The sequence below is a fragment of the Pseudomonas citronellolis genome, from assembly GCF_900112375.1.
Lineage (GTDB): Bacteria > Pseudomonadota > Gammaproteobacteria > Pseudomonadales > Pseudomonadaceae > Pseudomonas > Pseudomonas citronellolis.
On the sequence record NZ_FOLS01000038.1, the window covers coordinates 38137 to 60073 of the forward strand.

Below are 21937 nucleotides of genomic sequence, written 5' to 3' on the forward strand. Positions count from 1 at the left end.
GGACGTTCTCCTGATCAAACGGGTTTTTCCGGGGCGGCGAAGGCCGCGCCGGCGTCGCGCGGACGCACGCGGATGAAGCCGATGGCCAACGCGCCGATGACGCCGGGCAAGGCGAAGGCCAGGAAGTTCTCCTGGAACGGCAGCTCCAGGGCCAGCAGGCTGCCGCCGAGCATGGGCCCGGCGATGGCGCCGAGGCGGCCGATGCCCGCTGCCCAACCGACGCCGGTGGAGCGCACGTGGGCCGGGTAGAACTGCGAAGCGTAGGCGTGGATCACCGCCAGGGTGCCGATGGTGGTGGCGCCGGCGATCACCAGCAGGGCGTTGAGCAGCCAGGGGCCGGGGTTGATGCCCAGCGCCGCCAGCGAGGCCGCGGCCAGGGCGAAGAACAGCACCAGGGTGCGCTGGGTGCCGAGGCGGTCGGCCAGCCAGCCGCCGAACAGCGCACCGAGGGTGGCGCCGACGTTGAGGGTGACGAGGAACACCAGGCTGGAGGTCAGCGGGTAGCCGCCGTTGGCCATCAGCTTCGGCAGCCAGGTGTTGAGGCCGTAGCTCATCAGCATGCACATGGCGAAGCCGAGCCACAGCAGCAGCGTGCCCAGCGCCTGGCCGCCGGTGAACAGCTGCGGCAGGCGCGCCTTGTCCGCGTCGGCATGAGGCTTGGCGATCGCCAGTTCGGCCCCCGCACGGTAGTTCGGCTCGACCTTGGCCAACAGCGCATCGAGTTCGCCGCGGCGGCCCTTGAGTTCGAGGAACGCCGCCGACTCCGGCAGGTAGCGCAGCATCAGCGGCACGCTCAGCACCGGCAACACGGCGACGTAGAACACCGACTGCCAGCCCCACTGCGGGATCAGCGCGATGCCGACCAGCGCCGAAAGCACCGCGCCCACCGAGTAGAAGCTGGACATCACGGTGATCAGCGTGGCGCGGCGCCCGGCCGGGGCGAACTCGCTGATCAGGTTGACCGCGCTGGGCACCAGGGCGCCCAGCGCCAGGCCGGTGCCGAAGCGGCAGACGCCCAGCTCCAGCGGGTTGCGCGCATGTCCGGTGAGGAAGGCGGCGAGGCTCGCCAGCAACGTCATCAGGATCACCAGGCGGCGCCGGCCGAAGCGGTCGGCCAGGGGCGCCAGCAGGGTGCCGCCGAAGAGCATGCCGAACAGCGCGCAGCTGCCCAGGGTGCCGGCCTGCACCGGGCTGAGCTGCCACTCGTGCATCAGGCGCGGCACCACCGAGCCGTAGACCACCATGTCGTAGCCGTCGAACAGCATGATGAAGCAGCCCCAGGCGAGGATCAGCCAGTGGGTGCGGTTGAAGCGGGCGGCGTCGATCACCGCCGCGACTGTCGTCTTGTGCATAACCACCTCTTGTTATTTTTCTGTGGGTGTAGCGGGAGGCGCCCCAGGCAGGGCGCGCACGCGTCAGGGCTCGATGGTCAGGGTGGGCACCTCGATCAGCACCGGCTCGTCGCCGGCCAGGGCGCGGGCCAGTTCCACGCGCAGGCTGGCGGCGTCGGCCGCCTGCACCGAGCGCACGCCGTAGCCGCGGCCGAGCTGGCAGAAGTCCAGACCGGGCACGTCCAGGCCCGGGGCGTCGGGCACGTCGAGCACCCCGGCGAACCAGCGCAGCGCGCCGTAGGTGCCGTTCTTGAGGATGATGAACACCGCCGGGATGCGGTACTGCGCGGCGGTCCAGAGCGCGGTGATGCCGTAGTTGGCCGAGCCGTCGCCGATGATGCCGATCACCCTGCGCTGCGGTTGCGCCAGTTGCACGCCCACCGCCGCCGGTAGGCCGAAGCCCAGGCCGCCGGCGGCCGGGAAGAAGTAGCTGCCCGGCTCACGCATCTGCACGCGCTGCCAGAAGGCGGTCACGGTGGAGGTGGATTCCTTGACGAAGATGGCGTCGTCCGGGGCCAGCTCGTCGATCACGTCGAACACCGTTTCCGGGTGCAGCGGGCCCGCTTCGGCGGCGCGGGGCGCCGGGCGTGGCAGGGCTTCGGGCATCGGCCGCGCGTTGGGGCGTACCGCCTCCACCAGGGCTTCGAGGGTGAGGAAGATATCGCCGACCAGGGCATCGCCCATGGGCGCGCGGGCGGCCTCGCCGGGGTCGCAGGTGATGTGCACCAGCTCGGCGCCGGCGGGCAGGTAGTCGCCCGGGGCGAACTGGTGGTAGCGGAACACCGGAGCGCCCACCACCAGGATCAGGTCATGCCCGGCCAGCCGTTGCGAGATGCCGGCGATGGCCGCCGGCAGCACGCCGCGGAAGCACGGATGGCGCGTGGGGAACGGGCAGCGCGAGGCAGACGGTGCGACCCAGGCCGGCATGCGCAGCTTCTCCGCCAGTTGCACGGCCAGCGGGTTGGCGCGGGCACCGTCGACGTCCGGCCCCAGCACCAGCACCGGGTTGCGCGCCCGCGACAGGCGCCCGGCCAGCTCGCCCAGTTGCGCCGGCGAAGGCAGCCCGGCGCTGGCCACGTTGCGCGCGGCCAGGTGCTCGACGCCCGCCGGCGCCGGCTGCGCCCAGTCGTCATAGGGAATCGACAGGTACACCGGCGCCTTGGGCGCCAGGTTCGCCATGTGGATGGCCTGGCTCAGCGCGCGCGGCACGTCCTGGGCGCAGGCCGGCTCGGCGCTCCACTTCACCAGCGGCTTGGGCAGTTGCGGCGCCTCGACGTTGGCCAGCATGGCCTCCACGCCGATCATCGAGCGCACCTGCTGGCCGGCGCTGATCACCAGCGGGCTGTGGCTGTACCAGGCGTTGGTCAGCGCGCCCATGCCGTTGCCGGTGCCGGCCGCGGCGTGCAGGTTGACGAAGGCCGGCTGGCCGCTGGCCAGGGCGAAGCCGTCGGCCATGCCTACCACCGCGCCTTCGTGCAGGCCGAGGATGTAGCGGAAGTCCGCGGGGAAGTCCTTGAGGAACGGCAGCTCGTTGGAACCGGGGTTGCCGAAGATGGTGGTCAGGCCGTGGCGACGGAGGATGTCGTAGGAGGCGCAATGGACGGTTTTCATGCTGGCCCTTCAGGCTCGTTCTTGGGTTTGCGCTACTGTCGCAGCGGCCTGATAATCGATCAAATCGATAGTCTTTCTATCGAAAATAAAAACTATCTATGTGACTGCCATGGCCCAGATCGACCTCAACCTGATCCGCACCTTCGTCACCCTCTACGAGGCCGGCAGCGTGACCGCGGCCGCCGAGCGCCTGTTCGTCACCCAGCCCTCGGTGAGCTACGCCCTGGCGCGGCTGCGCGAGCTGTTCGACGACCCGCTGTTCAGCCGCAGCCGCGACGGCATCCAGCCGACCTTCGTCGCCGAGCAGCTGTACGCCACCCTGCGCGAGGCGCTGACGCGCATCGAGGGCGCGGTGCAGAGCACCCGCCAGTTCGACCCGGCCACCACCGAGCGGCGCTTCCGCATCGCCCTGTCGGACCTGGGCGAGCTGGGCTTCCTGCCGCTGATCCTGGCGCGGCTGAACCGCGAGGCGCCGCTGGCCGAGGTGGAAGTGCTGCCGCTGCAGGTGGACGAGGTGGGCGACTGGCTGGCCAGCGGCAAGGTGGACACCGCCATCTGCCGCCAGGCGGTGCCCGGCAGCCGCAGCCGGGTGCTGATCCAGGAGCGCTACGTGTGCCTGCTCAGCGCCGACCACCCGCGCATCGGCGAACGCCTGGAGCTGGCCGGCTACCTCGCCGAACGCCACGTGGTGGTGACGCGCACCTCCGGCCACGGCATCGCCGAGGACGTGCTCCAGGCGATGAAGCTGGAGCGCCGCATCGCCCTGCGCGTGCCGCACTTCTCGGTGCTGCCGAAGATCATCCCCGGCACCGACCTGCTGACCATCCTGCCGGCGCAGATCGCCCGCATGTTCGTCGCCGAGGGCGGGCTGAAGATGCTCGAACTGCCCTTCGCCGTGCCGGCGTTCGAGGTGTCTCTGCACTGGCGCGCGAGCAGCGAGCAGTCGGCGGCGCTGGAGTGGTTCCGCAACGCCATCGCCGACGCGATCCTCCAAGGGCAGCATTGAGGCGCCCTCAGTGCGCGGCCAGTGGCTCGCCGGCCGGCGCCGCCGGGCGCAGGCCCAGCAGCACCAGGGCGGCGGCGACGAAGACCACGGCGAACACGCCATACAGGTGCAGCGGTTGCCAGCCGCCGTCCAGCAGCAGCCCGGCCACGGTGGGCGAGAGGATGGCGCCCAGGCGGCCGACGCCGATCGCCCAGCCCACCCCGGTGGCGCGCACGCCGGCCGGGTAGATCAGCGGCGACAGCGCGTAGAGCCCGGCAATGCAGCCGTTGGCGAACAGCCCGATGAACAGACCCAGGCCGAGCGCGGCGGCCAGTGACGAGGCCGAGCCGAGGAACAGCACCAGCAGCGCGGCGGTGACCAGCATGAAGCCCTGCAGCACTCGCGCCAGCGGCACGCGCGCCGAGAGCGCGCCGACCAGGGCGGCGCCGAAGATGCCGCCGATGCTCAGCAGCACGCCGCCGGTGATGCCCTGCTGCGCGGTGAGGCCGGCGGCGGTGAGCAGCTTGGGCGTCCAGCTCATGATGAAGTAGAAGCCGAACATGGCGAGGAAGAACAGCAGCCAGATCAGCAGCGTCGAGCGGCGCAGCGCGGGCGCCAGCAGCTGCAGCATCGCCACGCCGGAGGCCTCGCGCGAGCGGGCTTCGGGCAGCGCATCCAGGCTCTGCAGGCCCAGGCGCCGGGCCAGGCCGTTGACCCGCGCCAGGGCGTTGGCCGGGCGGCGGGCGAGGAGGAAGTCCAGCGACTCGGGCAGGCCCGCCAGCACCAGCGGGATGGCCGCCAGGGAGATCAGGCCGCCGGCCAGGAACACCGAGCGCCAGCCCCAGTGGCCGATCAGCCACACCGCCAGCAACCCGCCGAAGGTGGCGCCCAGGGCGTAGCCGGTGGACTGCAGGCTGACCGCCAGGGGGCGCCAGCGGCGGTTGGCGTATTCGGCGGCGATCACGTTGCTGCTGGCGAGGATGCCGCCGATGCCAAGGCCGGTGAAGCCGCGCAGCAGGGCCAGTTGCGTCGGGCTCTGGGCCAGGGCCGAGCACAGCATGCCGAGGCCGCACAGCAGCAGGCAGAAGAGGATCAGCGGGCGGCGCCCGAAGCGGTCGGCGCGCGGGGCGATGAACAGCGAGCCGGCAGCCATGCCGAACAGCCCGGCGCTGAGCAGCAGGCCGACCTGGGCGCCGTTCAGGCTCCACTCGGCGGAGACCGAGGCGGCGGTGAAGGCCATCACCAGCACGTCGAAGCCGTCGATCATGTTGAGCAGGATGCAGATGCCGATGGCCGTCCACTGGAAGCGGTTCATCGGGCCCTGGTCGAGGGCATGGCGCAGGTCACGATTCATGGGCGCACCTCCGGCGGACGGAGGTTCGGGAATGGGCGCACGGCATGGCGGGTTCCTCTTGTTCTTGTTGTGGAGGCTTTGGTGGCGCACACCCTGGCAGCAGTGGATCCCGAAAACAAGTCCTATTGGATCCCAAAATCACGGAATGAGCTGACGGGAACTACAGAGCCCGCAGCCTTTACGACGCCACACCCCTTATTCAACGGAGTTTCAGCCTGAACATGGAATTCGTTCGGTTATCGAACTGATTATTTTTCGACCACTACGGTTGACAGGCCTTCCGCTCGAAGCCAACCATTGGATCCAATAAAAACCACAAGATGAGGATCGCCCCATGTTCCCGAAGAACGCCTGGTACGTTGCCTGCACCCCCGACGAGATCGCCGATAAGCCCCTGGGCCGGCAGGTCTGTGGCGAGAAGATGGTCTTCTACCGCGGCCCCGAAGGCCGCGTGGCGGCGCTGGAGGACTTCTGCCCGCACCGCGGCGCGCCGCTGTCGCTGGGCTTCGTCGAGGACGGCAAGCTGATCTGCGGCTACCACGGCCTGGCCATGGGCTGCGAAGGCCACACCGAGTCCATGCCCGGCCAGCGCGTGCGCGGCTTCCCGGCGATCCGCAAGTTCGCCGTGGAAGAGCGCCACGGTTTCATCTGGGTGTGGCCGGGCGATGCCGCGCAGGCCGACCCGGCGCTGATCCACCACCTGGAATGGGCCGACAGCCCGGACTGGGCCTACGGCGGCGGCCTGTACCACATCCAGTGCGACTACCGGCTGATGATCGACAACCTCATGGACCTCACCCACGAGACCTACGTGCACGCCAACAGCATCGGCCAGAAGGAGATCGACGAGGCCGCGCCGAAGACCCGCGTGGAAGGCGACGAGGTGATCACCGAGCGGCATATGGAAAGCGTCATGGCCCCGCCCTTCTGGCGCCTGGCCCTGCGCGGCAACGGCCTGGCCGACGAGGTGCCGGTGGACCGCTGGCAGATCTGCCGCTTCACCCCGCCCAGCCACGTGCTGATCGAAGTGGGCGTGGCCCACGCCGGCCACGGCGGCTACCACGCCCCGGCGCAGCACAAGGCATCGAGCATCGTGGTCGACTTCATCACCCCCGAGACAGAGACCTCCATCTGGTACTTCTGGGGCATGGCGCGCAACTTCCAGCCCCAGGACGCGGCGCTCACCGCGACCATCCGCGAGGGCCAGGGGAAGATCTTCGGCGAGGACCTGGAGATGCTCGAACAGCAGCAGCAGAACCTGCTGCGCCATCCGCAACGGCAACTGCTGAAGCTGAACATCGACGCCGGCGGCGTGCAGTCGCGGCGCATCCTCGAACGCCTCTGCGCGGCCGAGCAACAGCATCCCGCCGCCACGCTGATCACCAGCGCCTGAGCCCCATCCCAGCGCCGGCCCGCGAGGCCGGCCAAGCGTGAGACCGCCACCGTGCTAGACGTCGTCATCACCCGCGTGCAGCGGGAAACCCCGGACATCCTCAGCCTCGAACTGGCCCGCCCCGACGCCGGCCCCCTGCCCACCTTCAGCGCCGGCGCGCACATCGACCTGCACCTGCCGGGCGGGCTGGTGCGCCAGTACTCGCTGTGCAACGCGCCGGAGGAAACCCACCGCTACCGCATCGCCGTGCTGCGCTGCGCCGACTCGCGCGGCGGCTCCCGCGCGGTGCACGAACTGCAGGCCGGGCAGCCGTTGCGCATAGGCGAACCACGCAACCTCTTCCCCCTCGCCGAAGGCCCGGGGCGGCGCCTGCTGCTGGCCGGCGGCATCGGCATCACCCCGCTGCTGAGCATGGCCGAGCAGCTTTCGCGCAGCGGCGCCGACTTCGAGCTGCACTACTGCGCGCGCTCGGCGCAGCAGGCGGCCTTCGTCGAGTACTTGGCGCAATCCGCGTTCGCCACCCGCGTGCATTGCCACTTCGATAACGGCGAGTTGGAGCGGCGCCTGGATGTGGCGGCACTGCTGGCGGCGCAGGTGGGCGATGCGCAGCTGTACACCTGCGGTCCGGCGGGCTTCATGGAGCATGTGCTGGACAGTGCGCGGGCCCTGGGCTGGGACGAGTCGCGCCTGCACCGTGAGTACTTCGGCGCTGAGCCGGACGTGGGCGGCGAAGCCTTCGAAGTGCAGTTGGCGAGCAGCGGGCAGGTAGTGCGCGTGGAGGATGGGCAGAGTGTGGTGGAAGCGCTGCGGTGCGTCGGTGTGGAGGTGCAGGTGGCGTGCGAGCAGGGTATCTGCGGTACCTGTCTGACGCGGGTGTTGGAAGGGGTGCCGGAGCATCGCGACCAGTACCTGACCGAGGATGAGCAGGCTGCCAATGACCAGTTCACGCCTTGTTGCTCGCGGTCGCGGAGTGCGCGGTTGGTGTTGGATCTGTAGGGATGGGATTGCTTGGGGAGTTTCCCGTGTAGGAGCGGGCCCTGCCCGCGAATCGCGCGCAGGGCGCGCTCCTACACCCTCCGGCAAACACACCGCCCCGTAGGATGGGTTGAGCGAAGCGATACCCATCACCGCGACCGCATGGGTTTCGCAGGCTCAACCCATCCTACGCAGAGCGCCTCGGCGCGGCCGGCAGAACCATGCCCCTACGACCGGTCTTTTTCCGCAGCAGTGGGCTTCTTCAGCACCGCCACACCCTCGCGCGGCGGGTGGAAGTATTCGGCGTAGCGCAGGGTAGCGTTGGCATGCTCGCGCATGATCGCCTCGGCGCGGGCGCCCTGGCCGTTGACCAGGGCGTCGTAGGCGGCGTGGTGCTGCATGTGGGCGAAGTTGAAGCGCTGGTATTCGCGGGGCAGGTTGTCGCGGTCCACCGCCAGCGAGCTGACCGAGGCGAACGGCAGGTGGTCGTTGCGCGCCAGGGCCTCGGCAATGGCGCGGTTGCCGCTGGCCTCGATGATCGCCTGGTGGAAGCGCATGTTGAGGCTGTGGTAGGCCTCCAGGTCCTCGGGCAGCACGTGGCCCTTTTCGAAAATGCGGTCGCCTTCGTCCAGGCATTGCTGAAGCTGCGCCCGCGTCTGCTCGGAGATTCCGCGCTCGGCCGCCTGGCGCGCCGCCAGTCCTTCCAGCACGCCGCGTACCTCCACGGCGCCGGCGATGTCGTCCTCGGTGACCTCGCGCACCGTGTAGCCACGGTTGCCGGCCTTGACCAGCAGCCCTTCCTGCTCCAGCACACGCAACGCCATGCGCACCGGCATGCGCGAAACCTGCAGGCGCTCGGCGGTGGGAATCTCGACGATGCGCTCGCCGGCGGCCAGTTCGCCGGAGGCGATCATCTTGCGCAGTTCAGCCAGCACGCGTTGGCCTGGTTTGCTCATCGAGGGGGCTCTTGTGGCGGGGAGGAGTTGGCGGATGATAACGCGGTGTGGTGCTTTTCGTAGGAGCGAGCTTGCTCGCGAACGGAGTTCCCCGGCAGCTGCGCAGTTGGCCCCAACCTCGGTCCCCTCTCCCCAGCCCTCTCCCTGAAGGGAGAGGGGGCTTGTCCGTGCCGAGAGAAGGAATGGTTTCAGCCGGAAACCAACGGGGCTGCCGACTGACTCAGGAATACTCAAACACTCCGAACGGTCCCCTCTCCCTTCAGGGAGAGGGTTAGGGAGAGGGAGCGGAGTCAAGCCAATGCAGAGGAATCGCCGGGAAACTCCGTTCGCGAGCAAGAACTAGGCGTCCCCCTCGCTCCTACAAGAGCCCGCGCTCCTCACCCCTTGCGATGCACCGAGAACCCCGCCCAGGCCTGACTCACCGGCATGATCTCCAGGCTGTTGATGTTGATGTGCGGCGGCTGGTTGACGATCCAGTGGATGGTCTCGGCGATGTCTTCGGGCTGCAGCGCCTCGGTGCCGGCGTAGGTCTTGTCGTAGCGCGCCTGGTCGCCGCCGAAGCGCACCAGGGAGAACTCGCTTTCGCACAGGCCCGGTTCCAGGTTGCTGACGCGCACGCCGGTGCCCTGCAAGTCGCAGCGCAGGCTCAGGGAGAATTGTTCGACGAAGGCCTTGGTGGCGCCGTAGACGTGGCTGCCGGGGTACGGCCACTGGCCGGCCACCGAGCCGAGGTTGAGGATGCTGGCGCCGCGGCCGTGGGCGATCAGCCGGGGCAGCAGCAGGCGGGTGCAGTACATCAGGCCCTTGATGTTGGTGTCGACCATGGTGTCCCAGTCGTCCAGGTCGCACTCCTGCGCCGGGTCGGCGCCCAGGGCCAGACCGGCGTTGTTGATCAGCCCGCGCAGCTTGTCGAAGCCGGCCGGCAGGTTGTCCACGGCGCGGGCCACGGCGGCGCGGTCGCGCACGTCGAGGGTGAGCGGCAGGACTTCGGCCTGGGCGGACAGCTCCTTGGCCAGGGCCTGCAGGCGGTCTTCGCGGCGGCCGGTGATCACCAGCGACCAGCCGTCGCGGGCGAAACGGCGGGCGCAGGCTTCGCCGAAGCCGGAGGTGGCGCCGGTGATGAACAGGGTGGGAGTCATGGGCCAATTCCTCTGCTGGCGGTTTTTCTGTCGGATTTCGCAGGATAGCAGCCCTGCCCCGTCAGCCAGCGCTACAGCGGCCGTCCACAATGGCCGAACAGTTCGGCAGGCGCCCAGGGACGCGGGACGGAGACGTTTTCCCCCAGGTTTTCCACAGGCTGTTCCACAGCCGGCAGCGGTTTTCCCGAATACCTGGCGAGCGCCTGCCACGGGCGCAGAAGCCCAGATGTTTCGCGGCTTGCGCCATGCCCCTGGTCAGTATTCAGGCAGTGCTGCGCAACCCACGGCGCGCCTGGGCCGGGAGCAGCTTTCCCAAGCTTATCCACAGCTTGCCCAACAGATTCCGTGGACAACCCGCTAGCCGCCCTGCTCCACCAGCAGGCGCGCGGCGATCAGGTCTTCCAGGGCGTAGCCGACCGATTTGAACAGGGTGATTTCCTGGTCGTCGCGGCGCAGCCCCCGGCCCTGCAGCAGGTCGCCGAGCTGGGTGTGGATGGCCGATTCGGCGATGGCACCCTCGGCCAGGGGAATCAGCAGGTCGCCGGCTTCCTCCAGCGCGCCTTCGCGGGTGTCGACGACGATGCGCGCGCGGCGCACGGCTTCGCTGTCGGTCTCGCGCATGCTCGGCAGGAAGGCGCCGACCAGGTCGAGGTGGGTGCCGGGGCTCAGCCATTCGCCGCGCACCAGCGGCTCGCGGGAGGTGGTCACGCAACAGATGGTGTCGGCCGCGGCCACGCCTGCGGCGAGGTCTTCGCAGGCGCGCACCGGGTAGCCTTCGCCGGCCAGGCGCTCGACCAGCGCGGCGACCTTGGACGGGTGCCGGCCCCAGATGGCGACGTCGGTGTAGTCACGCACCGCGCAATGGGCGCGCACCATGTGCGGCGCCAGGGTGCCGCTGCCGACGATGAGCAGGCGCTCGGCGTCGCGCCGGGCCAGGTGGTCCGCCGCCAGGGCCGAGGTGCAGGCGGTGCGCCGGGCGGTCAGCTCGGAGGCTTCGAGCAGCGCCAGCGGGCGGCCGTCGACGCCGTCGAACAGGCAGAACAGCGCCGCCACCGCCGGCAAGCCGCGCGCGCCGTTGCCGGGGAACACGGTGACCAGCTTGACGCCGATGTCCTGCCCCGGGCGCCACACCGGCATGGTCAGCAGCGTGGCGTCGCCGGGCAGCGCATGGCAGCCGCGCACCGGCGCCTCGCAGGCGCCGGCCAGGCCCTGGCGCAGGGCTTCGATCAGTTGTGGATAAGCCAGGCGCTCGGCGACGTCGGCGTTGGTGAGGAAACGGACATCGTGCATGGAGACTCCCCATAAAGTCAGGTGAGCCCTTGTAGGAGCGAGGGGGACGCCTAGTTCTTGCTCGCGAAGCTTTTCCGGCGAGAAGGGTTCGCGAGCAAGCTCGCTCCTACGAAGAGCAGATGTGCGGTCAGTGCCCACCCAGATAGGCGTCGCGCACCTCCTGGTTGCCCAGCAGTTCCGCGCCCGTACCGCTCATGCGGATCTCGCCGTTGACCATCACGTAGCCGCGGTCGGAGAGCCTAAGGGCGTGGTTGGCGTTCTGCTCGACGAGGAACAGCGTCATGCCGGTCTGCGCCAGTTCGCGCAGGGTCTGGAAGATCTGCTTGACCACGATGGGCGCCAGGCCCAGGGAGGGTTCGTCGAGCAGCAGCAGCTTGGGCCGGCTCATCAGCGCGCGGGCGATGGCGAGCATCTGCTGCTCGCCGCCGGACATGGTCATGGCGCGCTGGTTGCGCCGCTCCTTCAGCCGCGGGAAGAGGTCGAACATGCGCTGCATGTCTTCCTGGGCGTGGTCCATGCCGATGGGGATGGTGCCCATCAGCAGGTTCTCCTCCACGCTCATGTCGGGGAACACCCGGCGCCCTTCCGGCGACTGCGCGATGCCGTTGGAGGCCACGTAGTGCGCCGAGCGCCGGGCGATGTCCTGGCCACGGTAGAGAATCTGCCCGGCGGCCGCGCGCGGCTGGCCGAAGATGGACATCAGCAGGGTGGACTTGCCGGCGCCGTTGGCGCCGATCAGCGCCACCGTCTCGCCTTCGCCAACGGTCAGGGAAACCTTCTTCAGCGCCTGGATCGGCCCGTAGAACACATCCACATCACGGAATTCCAGAATCGGCGCCGTCATGCGACCTCCTCTTCGTCTGCGCCCAGGTAGGCGGCGATCACCTTGTCGTTGCTGCGGATCTCCGCCGGCAGGCCGCGGGCGATCACGTCGCCGTGGTCGAGCACGATGATGTGGTCGGAGATGTTCATCACCATGCCCATGTCGTGCTCGATGAGCAGCACGGTGATGCCGTGGTGGTCGCGCAGGAAGCGGATGATCCGGCTCAGCGCCTGGGTCTCGGCCGGGTTGAGGCCGGCGGCCGGTTCGTCCAGGCAGATGATTTCCGGGCGCGTGCACATGGCCCGGGCGATCTCCAGGCGGCGCTGCTGGCCGTAGGACATCTCGCCGGCCAGGCGGTTGGCGCAGTCCACCAGGTCGACCACTTCCAGCCAGTAGAAGGCGTGGTCCAGCGCGTCGCTTTCCGCGCGGCGGTAGCCGGGGGTGTTGAGGATGCCGGCGACCAGGTTGCGGTTGGCGTACATGTGCTGCGCCACCAGCAGGTTCTCCACCACCGACATTTCGCGGAACAGGCGGATGTTCTGGAAGGTGCGCGCCAGCCCCGCGCGGTTCACCAGGTGGGTGCCGCCGAACATCTTGTAGTAGACGCGGCTGCCGAACTGCGCCGGGTTGATGAAATCGCCGCCCTGGAACGGCTGGCCGAGGATCTTGATGACGTCGGTGGTGCCGCCCTGGGTGTTGAGCAGGATCTTCCCGCCGGTGGCCTTGTAGAAGCCGGTCAGGCAGTTGAACACCGTGGTCTTGCCGGCGCCGTTGGGGCCGATCAGCGCGGTGATGGAGCCGCGCTCCACGTCCAGGTTGACGTCGTTGAGCGCCTTGATGCCGCCGAAGTGCATCATCAGGTGCTCGACGCTGAGAATCTTGTCGCTCATGGCGCCACCCCCTTGCGTGCGGCGAAGCCCCGGCGGTTGATGCGGATCAGCCCGCGCGGGCGCCAGATCATCATCAGCACCATGAGCATGCCGAACAGCAGCACGCGGTAGTCGGCGAAGCTGCGCAGCAGCTCCGGCGTCACCGTCAGGACGAAGGCGGCGATCACCACCCCGAGGGTCGAACCCATGCCGCCGAGCACGACGATGGCGAGGATCAGCGCCGACTCGAAGAAGGTGAACGACGACGGGTTGACGAAGCCCTGGTAGCTGGCGAAGAACACCCCGGCCAGGCCCGCGGTGGAGGCCCCGAGCATGAAGGCCGAGAGCTTGACCAGCACGTGGTTCAGGCCCAGCGAGCGGCAGGCGATCTCGTCCTCGCGCAGCGCTTCCCAGGCGCGGCCCACCGGCATGCGCGTCAGCCGGTGCTTGACGTACAGCACCAGCAGCACCACCAGGAACAGCACGGCGTAGATGAAGATGAACTTGAGGTTCTGGTTGTAATCGATGCCGAGGAACTCGTGGATGGGCGTGCCGCCCTCCTTGGCGCGGCGGCCGAACTCCAGGCCGAAGAAGGTCGGCGCCGGCACCTGCATGCCGTTCGGGCCGCCGGTGAAGGACAGCCAGTTGTTGAGGATCAGGCGGATGATCTCGCCGAAGCCCAGGGTCACGATGGCCAGGTAGTCGCCGTGCATGCGCAACACCGGGAAGCCCAGTAGCGCCCCGGCCATGGCCGCGGTGATGGCGGCCAGCGGCAGCACCGTCCAGAAGCCCAGGCCCAGGTACTGGTAGCCCAGCGCCAGGCCGTAGGCGCCGATGGCGTAGAAGGCCACGTAGCCCAGGTCGAGCAGCCCGGCCAGGCCGACCACTATGTTCAGGCCCAGGCCCAGCAGCACGTAGATCAGCCCGAGGATGACCACGGTGAGCAGGTACTTATTGGCGAAGAACGGCAGCGCCACGGCGGCCACCACCAGCAGCGGGATGATCCAGCGCAGGCGCGTCTTGTAGCCCGGCGGCAGCACCTGGATGCCGGAGTCGGAGCCCTCGAAGCGGTCGAGCACGCGGCTGCCGACGGTGGTCTGCAGGAACAGGCTGAGCACCAGGCGCCCGGCCATGACCGCGCCGACCATCCAGGCCAGGCGCACCGGTTGCAGGTTGAAGCTGTAGCCGTCGAGCACGATGCCGACGATGGGGCCGAACACGATGAGGGCGACCAGGCCGGCCAGGACGGTGTCCACCAGGCTCTGCTTGAGGTCGATGCGCGGGGCGGAAGCGGTTGCGGTAGCCATGCTCACACCTTCGATACCTGGGGCCGGCCCAGGAGTCCTTGCGGTCGGAAGATGAGGATGGTCACCAGCAGGCCGAAGGCGAACACGTCCTTGTAGTCGGTGTTGACCATGCCGGAGAACTGCGCCTCGGCAACGCCCAGGATGAGGCCGCCGAGCATGGCCCCGGGCAGCGAGCCGATGCCGCCGAGCACCGCGGCGGTGAACGCCTTGATGCCGATGATGAAGCCGGCGTAGAAGTCGAAGGTGCCGTAGTTCATGGTGATCAGCACGCCGGCCAGCGCGGCCATGGCGGCGCCGATGACGAACACGTAGGAGATCACCCGGTCGGTGTTGATGCCCAGGATCGAGGCCATCTTGCGGTCCTGCTGGGTGGCGCGGCACATGCGCCCGAGCTTGGTGTACTGGATCACGTAGGTGAGCACGGCCATGCCGGCGAAGGAGGCCAGCAGGATGAACAGCTTGGTGTAGGTCAGCTGCACCCAGCCGTCGCCGATGTGGAGCTTGAAGGCGCCTTCGAGCAGCGTCGGCACGCCCTGCTGGCGCGGGCCCTGGGACAGCTGCACGTAGTTCTGCAGGATCAGCGACATGCCGATGGCGCTGATCAGCGGCGCCAGGCGCGTGGAGTTGCGCAGCGGCTTGTAGGCGATGCGCTCGATCACCCAGCCGTACACGCCGGTGACCAGGATGGTGAAGATCAGCGTGCCGAGGATCAGCAGCGGGAAGGAATGCAGGCCGAAGAAGGCCAGCAGCGCCAGGCCGATGGCGGAAAGGTAGGCCGAGACCATGTAAACCTCGCCGTGGGCGAAGTTGATCATGCCGATGATGCCGTAGACCATCGTGTAACCGATGGCGATCAGGCCGTAGACCGACCCGAGGGTCAGCCCGTTGATCATTTGCTGGAGAAAGATGCCGTCCACGATTGGATACTCACGCAAGCGGGGCAGGAAAAGGCTGACGCAGCGCGCCTGATGCGGCTCGTGACCGCCAGCGGGCGACGTCGACCTGCGGGGATGCCGGCGCCGCTCGTGGCGGCGTCGGCAGTCGGCGCTTCAGGCCGGGATCACTTCTTGAAAGCGTCCAGCTGGTGGTACTTGCCCTTGTCGTCCCACTCGTAGACCACGTAGTCGGAGACTTTCAGGTCGCCCTTCTGGTCCCACTCCTTCTTGCCCATCACGGTCTGCACCGGGTGCGACTTCAGCCACTTGGCAGCGGCCGCCGGGTCGGTCTTGCCAGCGCCGTTGAAGCCGGCCGCCAGGGCCTGCACCGAGGCGTAGGCGTAGAGGGTGTAGCCCTCGGGCTCGAAGCCGCCGGCGCGGAACTTCTCGACCACCGCCTTGCCGTCGGGGATCAGCCGCGGGTCGGCGCCGAAGGTCATCAGCACGCCCTTGACGTATTGCGGGCCGCCGGCGGTGGTGACCAGTTCGTCGGTGACGATGCCGTCGTCGGACATGAACTTGGCGGTCAGGCCCTGCTCGCGCATCTGCCGCACCAGCGGGCCGGCCTCGGGGTGCAGGCCGCCGAAGTAGACGACCTCGGCGCCGGAGGCGCGGATCTTGGTGACCAGGGCGTTGAAGTCCTTCTCGCCGCGGGTCAGGCCTTCGTACAGGACTTCCTTCACGCCGCGCTTGTTCAGCTGCGCGCGGGTGGCGTCGGCCAGGCCCTGGCCGTAGGTGTCCTTGTCGTGGATGACCGCGACCTTCTTGGCCTTGAGCACGTCGACGATGTAGTCGCCGGCGACGATGCCCTGCTGGTCGTCGCGGCCGCACATGCGGAACATGCCGGAAAGGCCGCGCTCGGTGACCGCCGGGTTGGTCGAGCCGGGGGTGATGGCGATGATGCCGGCCTCGTCGTAGACCTCGGAGGCGGGGATGGTGGAGGAGGAGCAGAAGTGGCCGACCACCGCCACCGCCTTGTCTTCGTCGACCAGGCGGTTGGCCACGGCCACGGCCTGTTTCGGTTCGCAGGCGTCGTCCGCCTTCACCAGCTTGATCTTCTCGCCGTTGACGCCGCCGGCGGCGTTGATGTCCTCGGCGGCCTGGGTCGCTCCGCGCCAGTATTGCTCGCCGAAGGATGCGTTGGCCCCGGTGTGCGGGCCGGCGACGCCGATCACGACGTCGGCCTGGGCGAGAGAAGTCATGCCCATCGCGGCGGTTACCGCCAGGGCCAGAAAGCCTTTTCTGAAAATCTTCTGCGACATGGAGTTTTGCTCCTGAGGTTTTTGTGGTGACGCGCGAAACAACAGATGTTGGCGATTAGCCAACAGCAAGCCGCGTGCCATCCGTTTTTGTTATTCGAAAAGTCGGACAGCAGAACCGGCCAGGGCCGGCAGAAAACAGCTTTTGGCGTGTGCAACCCCCAAAAACAAAAGGTGCAACCCAAACATCCGATGGGCGCAACCGTCCATCCCGCGAGCTGGCACAACCAGCAGCCAACGGGCGCAACCCGAGCGGTAACCATCGCTGTCACCTAACTGCACATTCTCGGTGCGCGCCCATCGAGGTAACGCACCAAAAAGGCTAGACCAAAGTGCAGAAGGGGCCAGACGAGGCGGACGGGGCCGGGCGCCCCCGTCCTGGGCGCGCCACTAGATCACCACGCGCAGGCACTGCCCGGCGTGGTAGAGCGAGAAGCCCGCCTCGTACAGGCAGCTGCGCAGGCCCGCCGCGGAAACCTCCTCCAGCGGCCGCAGGGGCATGGGCAGGGCGCTGGCCTCGCCGCGCAGCAGGAAGTCGGCGAAGGCCTTGCCCACCACGGTGCCGGTGGTCACCCCGCGGCCGTTGTAGCCGCTCATGGCGAGCAGCCCCGAGGCCGGCTCGAACAGGCGCATCAGGTGATCGGGGGTGAAGTCGATGCAGCCGGTCCAGGTGAATTCCCAGTCCACCTTGCCCAGCCGCGGGAAGTAGTGCTGCTGGATGCGGTCGGCCCAGCTGCGGATGAACCACTCCGGCTTGCCGGTGCCCTTGCCCAGGCTACCGAGCAGCAGGCGGCCGTCGGCGTCGCGGCGGATGCTGCTGAGCACCTGGCGGGTGTCCCAGGAGCCCTGGCCGCCGGGCAGGATGCGCGCGGCCTCGGCGCCCTCCAGCGGGCGCGAGGCGACCTGGTAGTAGTAGCCGGGGAAGAAGGTGCGGCGCAGCTGCGTCCACTCGCCCTCGGTGTAGGCGCTGGAGGCGATCACCACCTTCTGCGCCAGCACGCTGCCCTCGCCGGTGATGACGCGCCAGGCAGCGCCCTCGCGCTCCAGCGCGGTCACCGCCGAGTTGTGGTACAGCCCGCCGCCCAGCTCGACCACGGCGCGGGCCAGGCCGCTGACGTAGGCCATGGGGTTGAGGGTGCCGGCGCGGCGGTCGAGCAGCGCGCCGGCGATCCGCTCGGTGCCGCAGGCCTCGGCGCAGGCCGCGCCGGTGAGCAGCTCCACCGGGGCGCCGCGGCGCTGCCATTGTTCGCAGCGGCTGCGCAGGTCGTCCAGGCCGCGCTGGTTGTGGGCCATGTGCAGGGTGCCCTCGCGGCGCGCCTGGCAGTCGATGGCGTACTTGTCGATCAGCGAGAAGACCAGCGAGGGCGCCGCGCCGAGCATGCGGTTCAAGCGCGCGCCGACTTCCTGGCCCATGCCCGCCTCGATGTCGTCCGGCGGAATCCACAGGCCGGCATTGACCAGCCCGACGTTGCGCCCGGCGCCGCCATGGCCGGTGCGATGGGCCTCCAGCACACAGACGCTGCGCCCCGCCTCCAGCAGGTGCAGGGCCGCGGAGAGCCCGGTGAAGCCGGCGCCGACGACGCACACGTCGGCCTCGTGTTCCCCCAGCAGCGACGGCGCCTGCGGCCGCTCGGGGGTCAGGTGTTCCCACAGACACTCTTGGCGAAGCGACATCCAGCGATCCTTCTACGCGAACCTTGTGAATGACTCTGTACTGCGGCCGACAGCCCCTGTAGGAGCGAGCTTGCTCGCGAACCGATTCCGCTGCGGGGCCTGGTTCGCGAGCAAGCTCGCTCCTACGAAAAGCGGGGTCACCTCCGGGCTGTAGGCCTCAATCGAACACTATGCCCTGGGCCAACGGCAACTCCCGCGACCAGTTCACGGTGTTGGTCTGCCGGCGCATGTAGGCCTTCCAGGCGTCGGAGCCGGATTCGCGGCCGCCGCCGGTTTCCTTCTCGCCGCCGAAGGCGCCGCCGATTTCCGCGCCGCTGGGGCCGATGTTGACGTTGGCGATGCCGCAGTCGCTGCCGATCGCCGACATGAAGGCTTCCGCCTCGCGCACGTCGGTGGTGAACACGCAGGACGACAGGCCCTGGGGCACGGCGTTGTTCAGCGCCACCGCCTCGTCGAAGTCCTTGTAGGGGACCACGTAGAGGATCGGGGCGAAGGTCTCGTTGCGCACCACGTCGCTCTGCTCGGGCATCTCGACGATGGCCGGGGAAACGTAGAAGGCGTCGGGGAACTGCTGTTGCAACTGGCGCTCGCCGCCGAACACCGTGCCGCCCTCGCCGCGCGCCTGCTCCAGCGCGCCCTGCATGGCCAGGAAGCTGCGTTCGTCGATCAGCGGGCCGACCAGGTTGCCCTGCAGCGGGTGGCCGATGCGCACTTTCGAATACGCGGCCTTCAGGCGGGCGACGATCTCGTCCTTCACCGACTCGTGGGCGATCAGCCGGCGCAGGGTGGTGCAGCGCTGCCCGGCGGTGCCCACGGCGCTGAACAGGATGGCGCGCACGGCCATGTCCAGGTCGGCGCTGGGGGCCAGGATCATGGCGTTGTTGCCGCCCAGTTCGAGGATGCTGCGGCCGAAGCGCGCCGCCACGCGCGGGCCCACTTCGCGGCCCATGCGGGTGCTGCCGGTGGCGCTGACCAGGGCCACGCGCGGGTCGTCCACCAGGGCCTCGCCGGCGGCGCGGTCGCCGATCACCACCTGGCTGAGGCAGGCCGGGGCGTCGCCGAACTGCGCCAGGGCCTTGTCGAACAGGGCCTGGCAGGCCAGCGCGGTGAGCGGCGTCTTCTCCGACGGCTTCCACACCACCGGGTTGCCGCACACCAGGGCCAGCGCGGTGTTCCACGACCACACGGCGACCGGGAAGTTGAAGGCGCTGATGACGCCGACCACGCCCAGCGGCTGCCAGGTCTCGCGCATGTGGTGGCCGGGGCGCTCGGAGGCGATGGTCAGGCCGTAGAGCTGGCGCGACAGGCCGACGGCGAAGTCGCAGATGTCGATCATCTCCTGCACTTCGCCCTGGCCTTCCTGGGTGATCTTGCCGGCTTCCCAGGACACCAGCTCGCCCAGCTCGGCCTTGTGCGCGCGCAGCTGCTCGCCGAACAGCCGCACCAGCTCGCCGCGGCGCGGCGCCGGCACCGCGCGCCAGGCGGCGAAGGCCTGGGCCGCGCGGCCGATCTTCTGCTCCACTTCGGCGGCGCTTTCCAGGCGCACGGCGCCCAGGCGGCTGCCGTCGATGGGGCTGTGGATGACATGGTCGCCGTTGGAGTAGAGGGAGGAATCGACTCCCAGTTTCTCGAGCAGTGCGGAAATCATCGCGTCTCCTGAGCCAGTCGGTTAAGCCATTGGAATGCAAGCAGTAATAACCGGCTTGCAGGCGGCCAACAAACAACGTTTCCTATGCACATCATTCCGTAAATTCATGCCAGGGGCGGCTGCGCGTCGGCGGAGCCGCCCCTGGGGCCTTCACAGAGCCGATCACGACGATGCTCAACAAACGCCACCTGCCCTCCATGACCGCCCTGCAGTGCTTCGAGGCCGTGGCCCGGCACCTGAGCTTCACCCGCGCCTCGGAGGAGCTGGCGCTGACCCAGAGCGCGGTGAGCAAGCAGGTGGCGCAGCTGGAGGAAATGCTCCAGCACCTGCTGTTCCGCCGCGTGCGACGGCGCCTGCAACTGACCCCGGCGGGCGAGCTGTACCTGCAGGAGGTGCGCAAGATCCTCAGCCAGGTGGAGCTGTCCACCCGCTACCTGCTGTCCTACGGCGGCGAGACCGAGGTGCTGCGCGTGTCCACCCCGCCCACTTTCGGTGCGCGCTGGCTGATCCCGCTGCTCAACGGCTGGCGCCACCGCCACCCGAACATCCACCTGGACCTGCGCCAGGAACTGGAGCCCGACGACCTGCTGCACTCGCGCTGCGACGTGGCCTTCTTCTTCGGCCCCGGCACCCTGCCCGGCGCCGAGTGCCTGCACCTGTTCGGCGAGGAAATGCTGCCGGTGTGCTCGCCGGCGATCCTCCCGGCGCAGCCGCTGGACGACCCGCTGCAGCTGGACGAACTGGTGCTGCTGCAGAACGCCACCCGCCCGGAGGCCTGGCACGAGTGGTTCGCCAGCCTCGACCGGCGCAGCGAGCACAGCTTCCACGGGCCGCGCTTCGACACCTTCTACATGTGCATCCGCGCCGCCCAGGCCGGCTGCGGCGTGGCCCTGCTGCCGCGCTTCCTGGTGGAGGAGGAACTGGCCGAAGGCAAGCTGGTGGTCGCCTGGCCGCACAGCCTGCAGAGCCGCAGCGCCTACTACCTGGCCTACCCCGAGCAGGCCGCGGCGGTGCCCAAGGTGCGCGCCTTCGTCGAGTGGATCGGCGAGCACCTGCAACAGCCCTGAAGCGCCCGCGACCATCCGGGCATCGCCCGGCACGCCGTGTGCTGGTATTTTTTCCGCATCCGACGGGCCGCGCCCGTCCACAACCGGACAGAGGAGCCCCATGAAAACCATCCAAGACACCATCGCCAAGGACCTCAACGCGCAGCCGCCCTTCCAGTCGGAGGCCGACGTGCAGGCGGAAATCCAGCGCCGCATCCGCTTCATCCAGGACTGCCTGCGCGAGTCGGGCACCAGGACCCTGGTGCTGGGCATCAGCGGCGGTGTCGACTCCCTCACCGCCGGCATGCTCTGCCAGCGCGCCGTGGAAGGCCTGCGCGAGGAGACCGGCAACCCGGACTACCGCTTCATCGCCGTGCGCCTGCCCTACAACGTGCAAGGCGACGAGTCCGACGCTCAGGCGGCGGTGGACTGCATCGACCCGGACGAGCGCCACACGGTGAACATCGGCCCGGCGGTCCAGGCCCTGGCCGAGCAGACCCGCGCCCTCGACGGCCTGCCCGCCGCCACCGTGGACTTCGCCCTGGGCAATACCAAGGCGCGCATGCGCATGGTCGCCCAGTACACCATCGCCAACGCCCGCCAGGGCCTGGTGGTGGGCACCGACCACGCCGCCGAGGCGGTAATGGGCTTCTTCACCAAGTTCGGCGACGGCGCCTGCGACATCGCCCCGCTGACCGGCCTGGTGAAACACCAGGTGCGCACCATCGCCCGCACCCTGGGCGCCCCGGAATTCCTCGTGGAAAAAGTGCCCACCGCCGACCTCGAAGACCTGGCCCCGGGCAAGCCGGACGAACACGCCCACGGCGTGACCTACCAGGAGATCGACGCCTTCCTGCACGGCCAGCCGGTCAGCCCGGAAGCCTTCGAGATCATCAAGCGCACCTACGAGAAGACCCACCACAAGCGGCAGCTGCCGAAGGCGCCGTAAGCGGGCCCTGCGCCATTCCCCTGTAGGAGCGAGCTTGCTCGCGAACGGCGCATCCAGGATGCCGTTGGTGTTCGGATGAACTCCGTCCCCTCTCCCCAACCCTCTCCCTGAAGGGAGAGGGGGCCGTTCGGAGCGTTCGGCGAGCTCAGCGTCATCCTGATACGCCTAGCTACCCCCGTCATTTCCCCGTAGGAGCGCGCCCTGCGCGCGATTCGCGGGCAGGGCCCGCTCCTACAGGTTGCGCCGAGATGCTCTTCGTAGGAGCGAGCTTGCTCGCGAACGGCGCATCCCGGACGCCATTGGTGTCTGGATAAACTCCGTCCCCTCTCCCCA

The 21937-nt window shown here is 68.9% G+C and carries 18 protein-coding genes; 5 read left to right on the forward strand and 13 right to left on the reverse strand.

The genetic code is table 11. The features are described 5' to 3' along the window. Positions 1-14: 14 nt before the first annotated feature. Together BM060_RS27805 and mdlC are read right to left on the reverse strand one after the other, a co-directional pair. Complete coding sequence (locus BM060_RS27805; protein ID WP_074985090.1) at positions 15-1352, reverse strand: MFS transporter; 1338 nt, start codon at positions 1350-1352, stop codon at positions 15-17. 63 nt (positions 1353-1415) lie between these two features. Further along, a complete protein-coding gene (mdlC, locus tag BM060_RS27810; protein ID WP_074985092.1) occupies positions 1416-3002 on the reverse strand; it encodes a benzoylformate decarboxylase in 1587 nt (528 codons plus the stop codon). Positions 3003-3111: 109 nt separating this feature from the next. Between mdlC and BM060_RS27815 the strand changes: the two genes are divergently transcribed. After that, positions 3112-4008 (forward strand): LysR family transcriptional regulator, encoded by an 897-nt coding sequence (locus BM060_RS27815; protein WP_061562931.1) that lies wholly within the window; start codon positions 3112-3114, stop codon positions 4006-4008. Positions 4009-4015: 7 nt separating this feature from the next. Here BM060_RS27815 and BM060_RS27820 read toward each other — a convergent pair whose 3' ends face one another. Continuing rightward, positions 4016-5341 (reverse strand): MFS transporter, encoded by a 1326-nt coding sequence (locus BM060_RS27820; RefSeq protein WP_074985094.1) that lies wholly within the window; start codon positions 5339-5341, stop codon positions 4016-4018. 334 nt (positions 5342-5675) lie between these two features. Here BM060_RS27820 and BM060_RS27825 point away from each other — a divergent pair, with 334 nt between their 5' ends. Both BM060_RS27825 and BM060_RS27830 read left to right on the forward strand, forming a co-directional pair. Further along, a complete protein-coding gene (locus tag BM060_RS27825; RefSeq protein ID WP_074985095.1) occupies positions 5676-6734 on the forward strand; it encodes a Rieske 2Fe-2S domain-containing protein in 1059 nt (352 codons plus the stop codon). Between the two features lie 51 nt (positions 6735-6785). After that, a complete protein-coding gene (locus BM060_RS27830) occupies positions 6786-7730 on the forward strand; it encodes a PDR/VanB family oxidoreductase (RefSeq protein ID WP_074985097.1) in 945 nt (314 codons plus the stop codon). 206 nt (positions 7731-7936) lie between these two features. Here the strand turns inward: BM060_RS27830 and BM060_RS27835 are convergent, their stop codons facing one another. From BM060_RS27835 to amaB, 10 genes are all read right to left on the reverse strand, one after another. Beyond that, positions 7937-8665 (reverse strand): GntR family transcriptional regulator, encoded by a 729-nt coding sequence (locus tag BM060_RS27835; protein ID WP_074985099.1) that lies wholly within the window; start codon positions 8663-8665, stop codon positions 7937-7939. Positions 8666-9042: 377 nt separating this feature from the next. Then, positions 9043-9804: an SDR family oxidoreductase gene (locus BM060_RS27840; RefSeq protein ID WP_074985101.1), complete on the reverse strand. Its 762-nt coding sequence runs from the start codon at positions 9802-9804 to the stop codon at positions 9043-9045. Between the two features lie 357 nt (positions 9805-10161). Next, entirely contained in the window at positions 10162-11094 is a 933-nt protein-coding gene (gene lhpI, locus BM060_RS27845) for a bifunctional Delta(1)-pyrroline-2-carboxylate/Delta(1)-piperideine-2-carboxylate reductase (protein WP_074985102.1), read from the reverse strand. 127 nt (positions 11095-11221) lie between these two features. After that, positions 11222-11938 carry an ABC transporter ATP-binding protein gene (locus tag BM060_RS27850; protein WP_058071166.1) on the reverse strand — a complete coding sequence of 239 codons (717 nt, stop codon included), beginning with the start codon at positions 11936-11938 and terminating at the stop codon, positions 11222-11224. Further along, positions 11935-12807, reverse strand: coding sequence for an ATP-binding cassette domain-containing protein (locus tag BM060_RS27855; protein WP_074985104.1), 873 nt, complete (start codon positions 12805-12807; stop codon positions 11935-11937). Before BM060_RS27855 ends, BM060_RS27850 begins: the two co-directional genes overlap by 4 nt. Then, positions 12804-14093, reverse strand: coding sequence for a high-affinity branched-chain amino acid ABC transporter permease LivM (gene livM, locus BM060_RS27860; RefSeq protein ID WP_074985106.1), 1290 nt, complete (start codon positions 14091-14093; stop codon positions 12804-12806). Before livM ends, BM060_RS27855 begins: the two co-directional genes overlap by 4 nt. A gap of 2 nt (positions 14094-14095) precedes the next feature. Then, positions 14096-15010: an ABC transporter permease subunit gene (locus BM060_RS27865; protein ID WP_074985108.1), complete on the reverse strand. Its 915-nt coding sequence runs from the start codon at positions 15008-15010 to the stop codon at positions 14096-14098. Between the two features lie 143 nt (positions 15011-15153). Then, positions 15154-16290 (reverse strand): branched-chain amino acid ABC transporter substrate-binding protein, encoded by a 1137-nt coding sequence (locus tag BM060_RS27870; protein ID WP_074985110.1) that lies wholly within the window; start codon positions 16288-16290, stop codon positions 15154-15156. 387 nt (positions 16291-16677) lie between these two features. Beyond that, positions 16678-17961 carry an L-pipecolate oxidase gene (amaA, locus tag BM060_RS27875; protein WP_074985112.1) on the reverse strand — a complete coding sequence of 428 codons (1284 nt, stop codon included), beginning with the start codon at positions 17959-17961 and terminating at the stop codon, positions 16678-16680. 157 nt (positions 17962-18118) lie between these two features. Beyond that, the gene (gene amaB, locus BM060_RS27880; RefSeq protein WP_074985114.1) at positions 18119-19609 is read right to left on the reverse strand and encodes an L-piperidine-6-carboxylate dehydrogenase; all 1491 of its coding nucleotides are present in this window, start codon (positions 19607-19609) and stop codon (positions 18119-18121) included. 170 nt (positions 19610-19779) lie between these two features. On the opposite strand from amaB, the gene BM060_RS27885 reads away from it, so the two are divergent. Together BM060_RS27885 and nadE are read left to right on the forward strand one after the other, a co-directional pair. Next, a complete protein-coding gene (locus BM060_RS27885; RefSeq protein WP_074985116.1) occupies positions 19780-20676 on the forward strand; it encodes a LysR family transcriptional regulator in 897 nt (298 codons plus the stop codon). Between the two features lie 100 nt (positions 20677-20776). Beyond that, positions 20777-21604: an NAD(+) synthase gene (gene nadE, locus BM060_RS27890; RefSeq protein ID WP_074985118.1), complete on the forward strand. Its 828-nt coding sequence runs from the start codon at positions 20777-20779 to the stop codon at positions 21602-21604. Positions 21605-21937: the final 333 nt, after the last annotated feature.

Excerpts from the sequence above, each read along its gene's own strand:
- BM060_RS27805 (WP_074985090.1), bottom strand. The coding sequence starts at position 1,352 with ATGCACAAGACGACAGTCGCGGCGGTGATCGACGCCGCCCGCTTCAAC.
- mdlC (WP_074985092.1), bottom strand. The coding sequence starts at position 3,002 with ATGAAAACCGTCCATTGCGCCTCCTACGACATCCTCCGTCGCCACGGC.
- BM060_RS27815 (WP_061562931.1), top strand. The coding sequence starts at position 3,112 with ATGGCCCAGATCGACCTCAACCTGATCCGCACCTTCGTCACCCTCTAC.
- BM060_RS27820 (WP_074985094.1), bottom strand. The coding sequence starts at position 5,341 with ATGAATCGTGACCTGCGCCATGCCCTCGACCAGGGCCCGATGAACCGC.
- BM060_RS27825 (WP_074985095.1), top strand. The coding sequence starts at position 5,676 with ATGTTCCCGAAGAACGCCTGGTACGTTGCCTGCACCCCCGACGAGATC.
- BM060_RS27835 (WP_074985099.1), bottom strand. The coding sequence starts at position 8,665 with ATGAGCAAACCAGGCCAACGCGTGCTGGCTGAACTGCGCAAGATGATC.
- BM060_RS27840 (WP_074985101.1), bottom strand. The coding sequence starts at position 9,804 with ATGACTCCCACCCTGTTCATCACCGGCGCCACCTCCGGCTTCGGCGAA.
- lhpI (WP_074985102.1), bottom strand. The coding sequence starts at position 11,094 with ATGCACGATGTCCGTTTCCTCACCAACGCCGACGTCGCCGAGCGCCTG.
- BM060_RS27850 (WP_058071166.1), bottom strand. The coding sequence starts at position 11,938 with ATGACGGCGCCGATTCTGGAATTCCGTGATGTGGATGTGTTCTACGGG.
- BM060_RS27855 (WP_074985104.1), bottom strand. The coding sequence starts at position 12,807 with ATGAGCGACAAGATTCTCAGCGTCGAGCACCTGATGATGCACTTCGGC.
- livM (WP_074985106.1), bottom strand. The coding sequence starts at position 14,093 with ATGGCTACCGCAACCGCTTCCGCCCCGCGCATCGACCTCAAGCAGAGC.
- BM060_RS27870 (WP_074985110.1), bottom strand. The coding sequence starts at position 16,290 with ATGTCGCAGAAGATTTTCAGAAAAGGCTTTCTGGCCCTGGCGGTAACC.
- amaA (WP_074985112.1), bottom strand. The coding sequence starts at position 17,961 with ATGTCGCTTCGCCAAGAGTGTCTGTGGGAACACCTGACCCCCGAGCGG.
- amaB (WP_074985114.1), bottom strand. The coding sequence starts at position 19,609 with ATGATTTCCGCACTGCTCGAGAAACTGGGAGTCGATTCCTCCCTCTAC.
- BM060_RS27885 (WP_074985116.1), top strand. The coding sequence starts at position 19,780 with ATGCTCAACAAACGCCACCTGCCCTCCATGACCGCCCTGCAGTGCTTC.
- nadE (WP_074985118.1), top strand. The coding sequence starts at position 20,777 with ATGAAAACCATCCAAGACACCATCGCCAAGGACCTCAACGCGCAGCCG.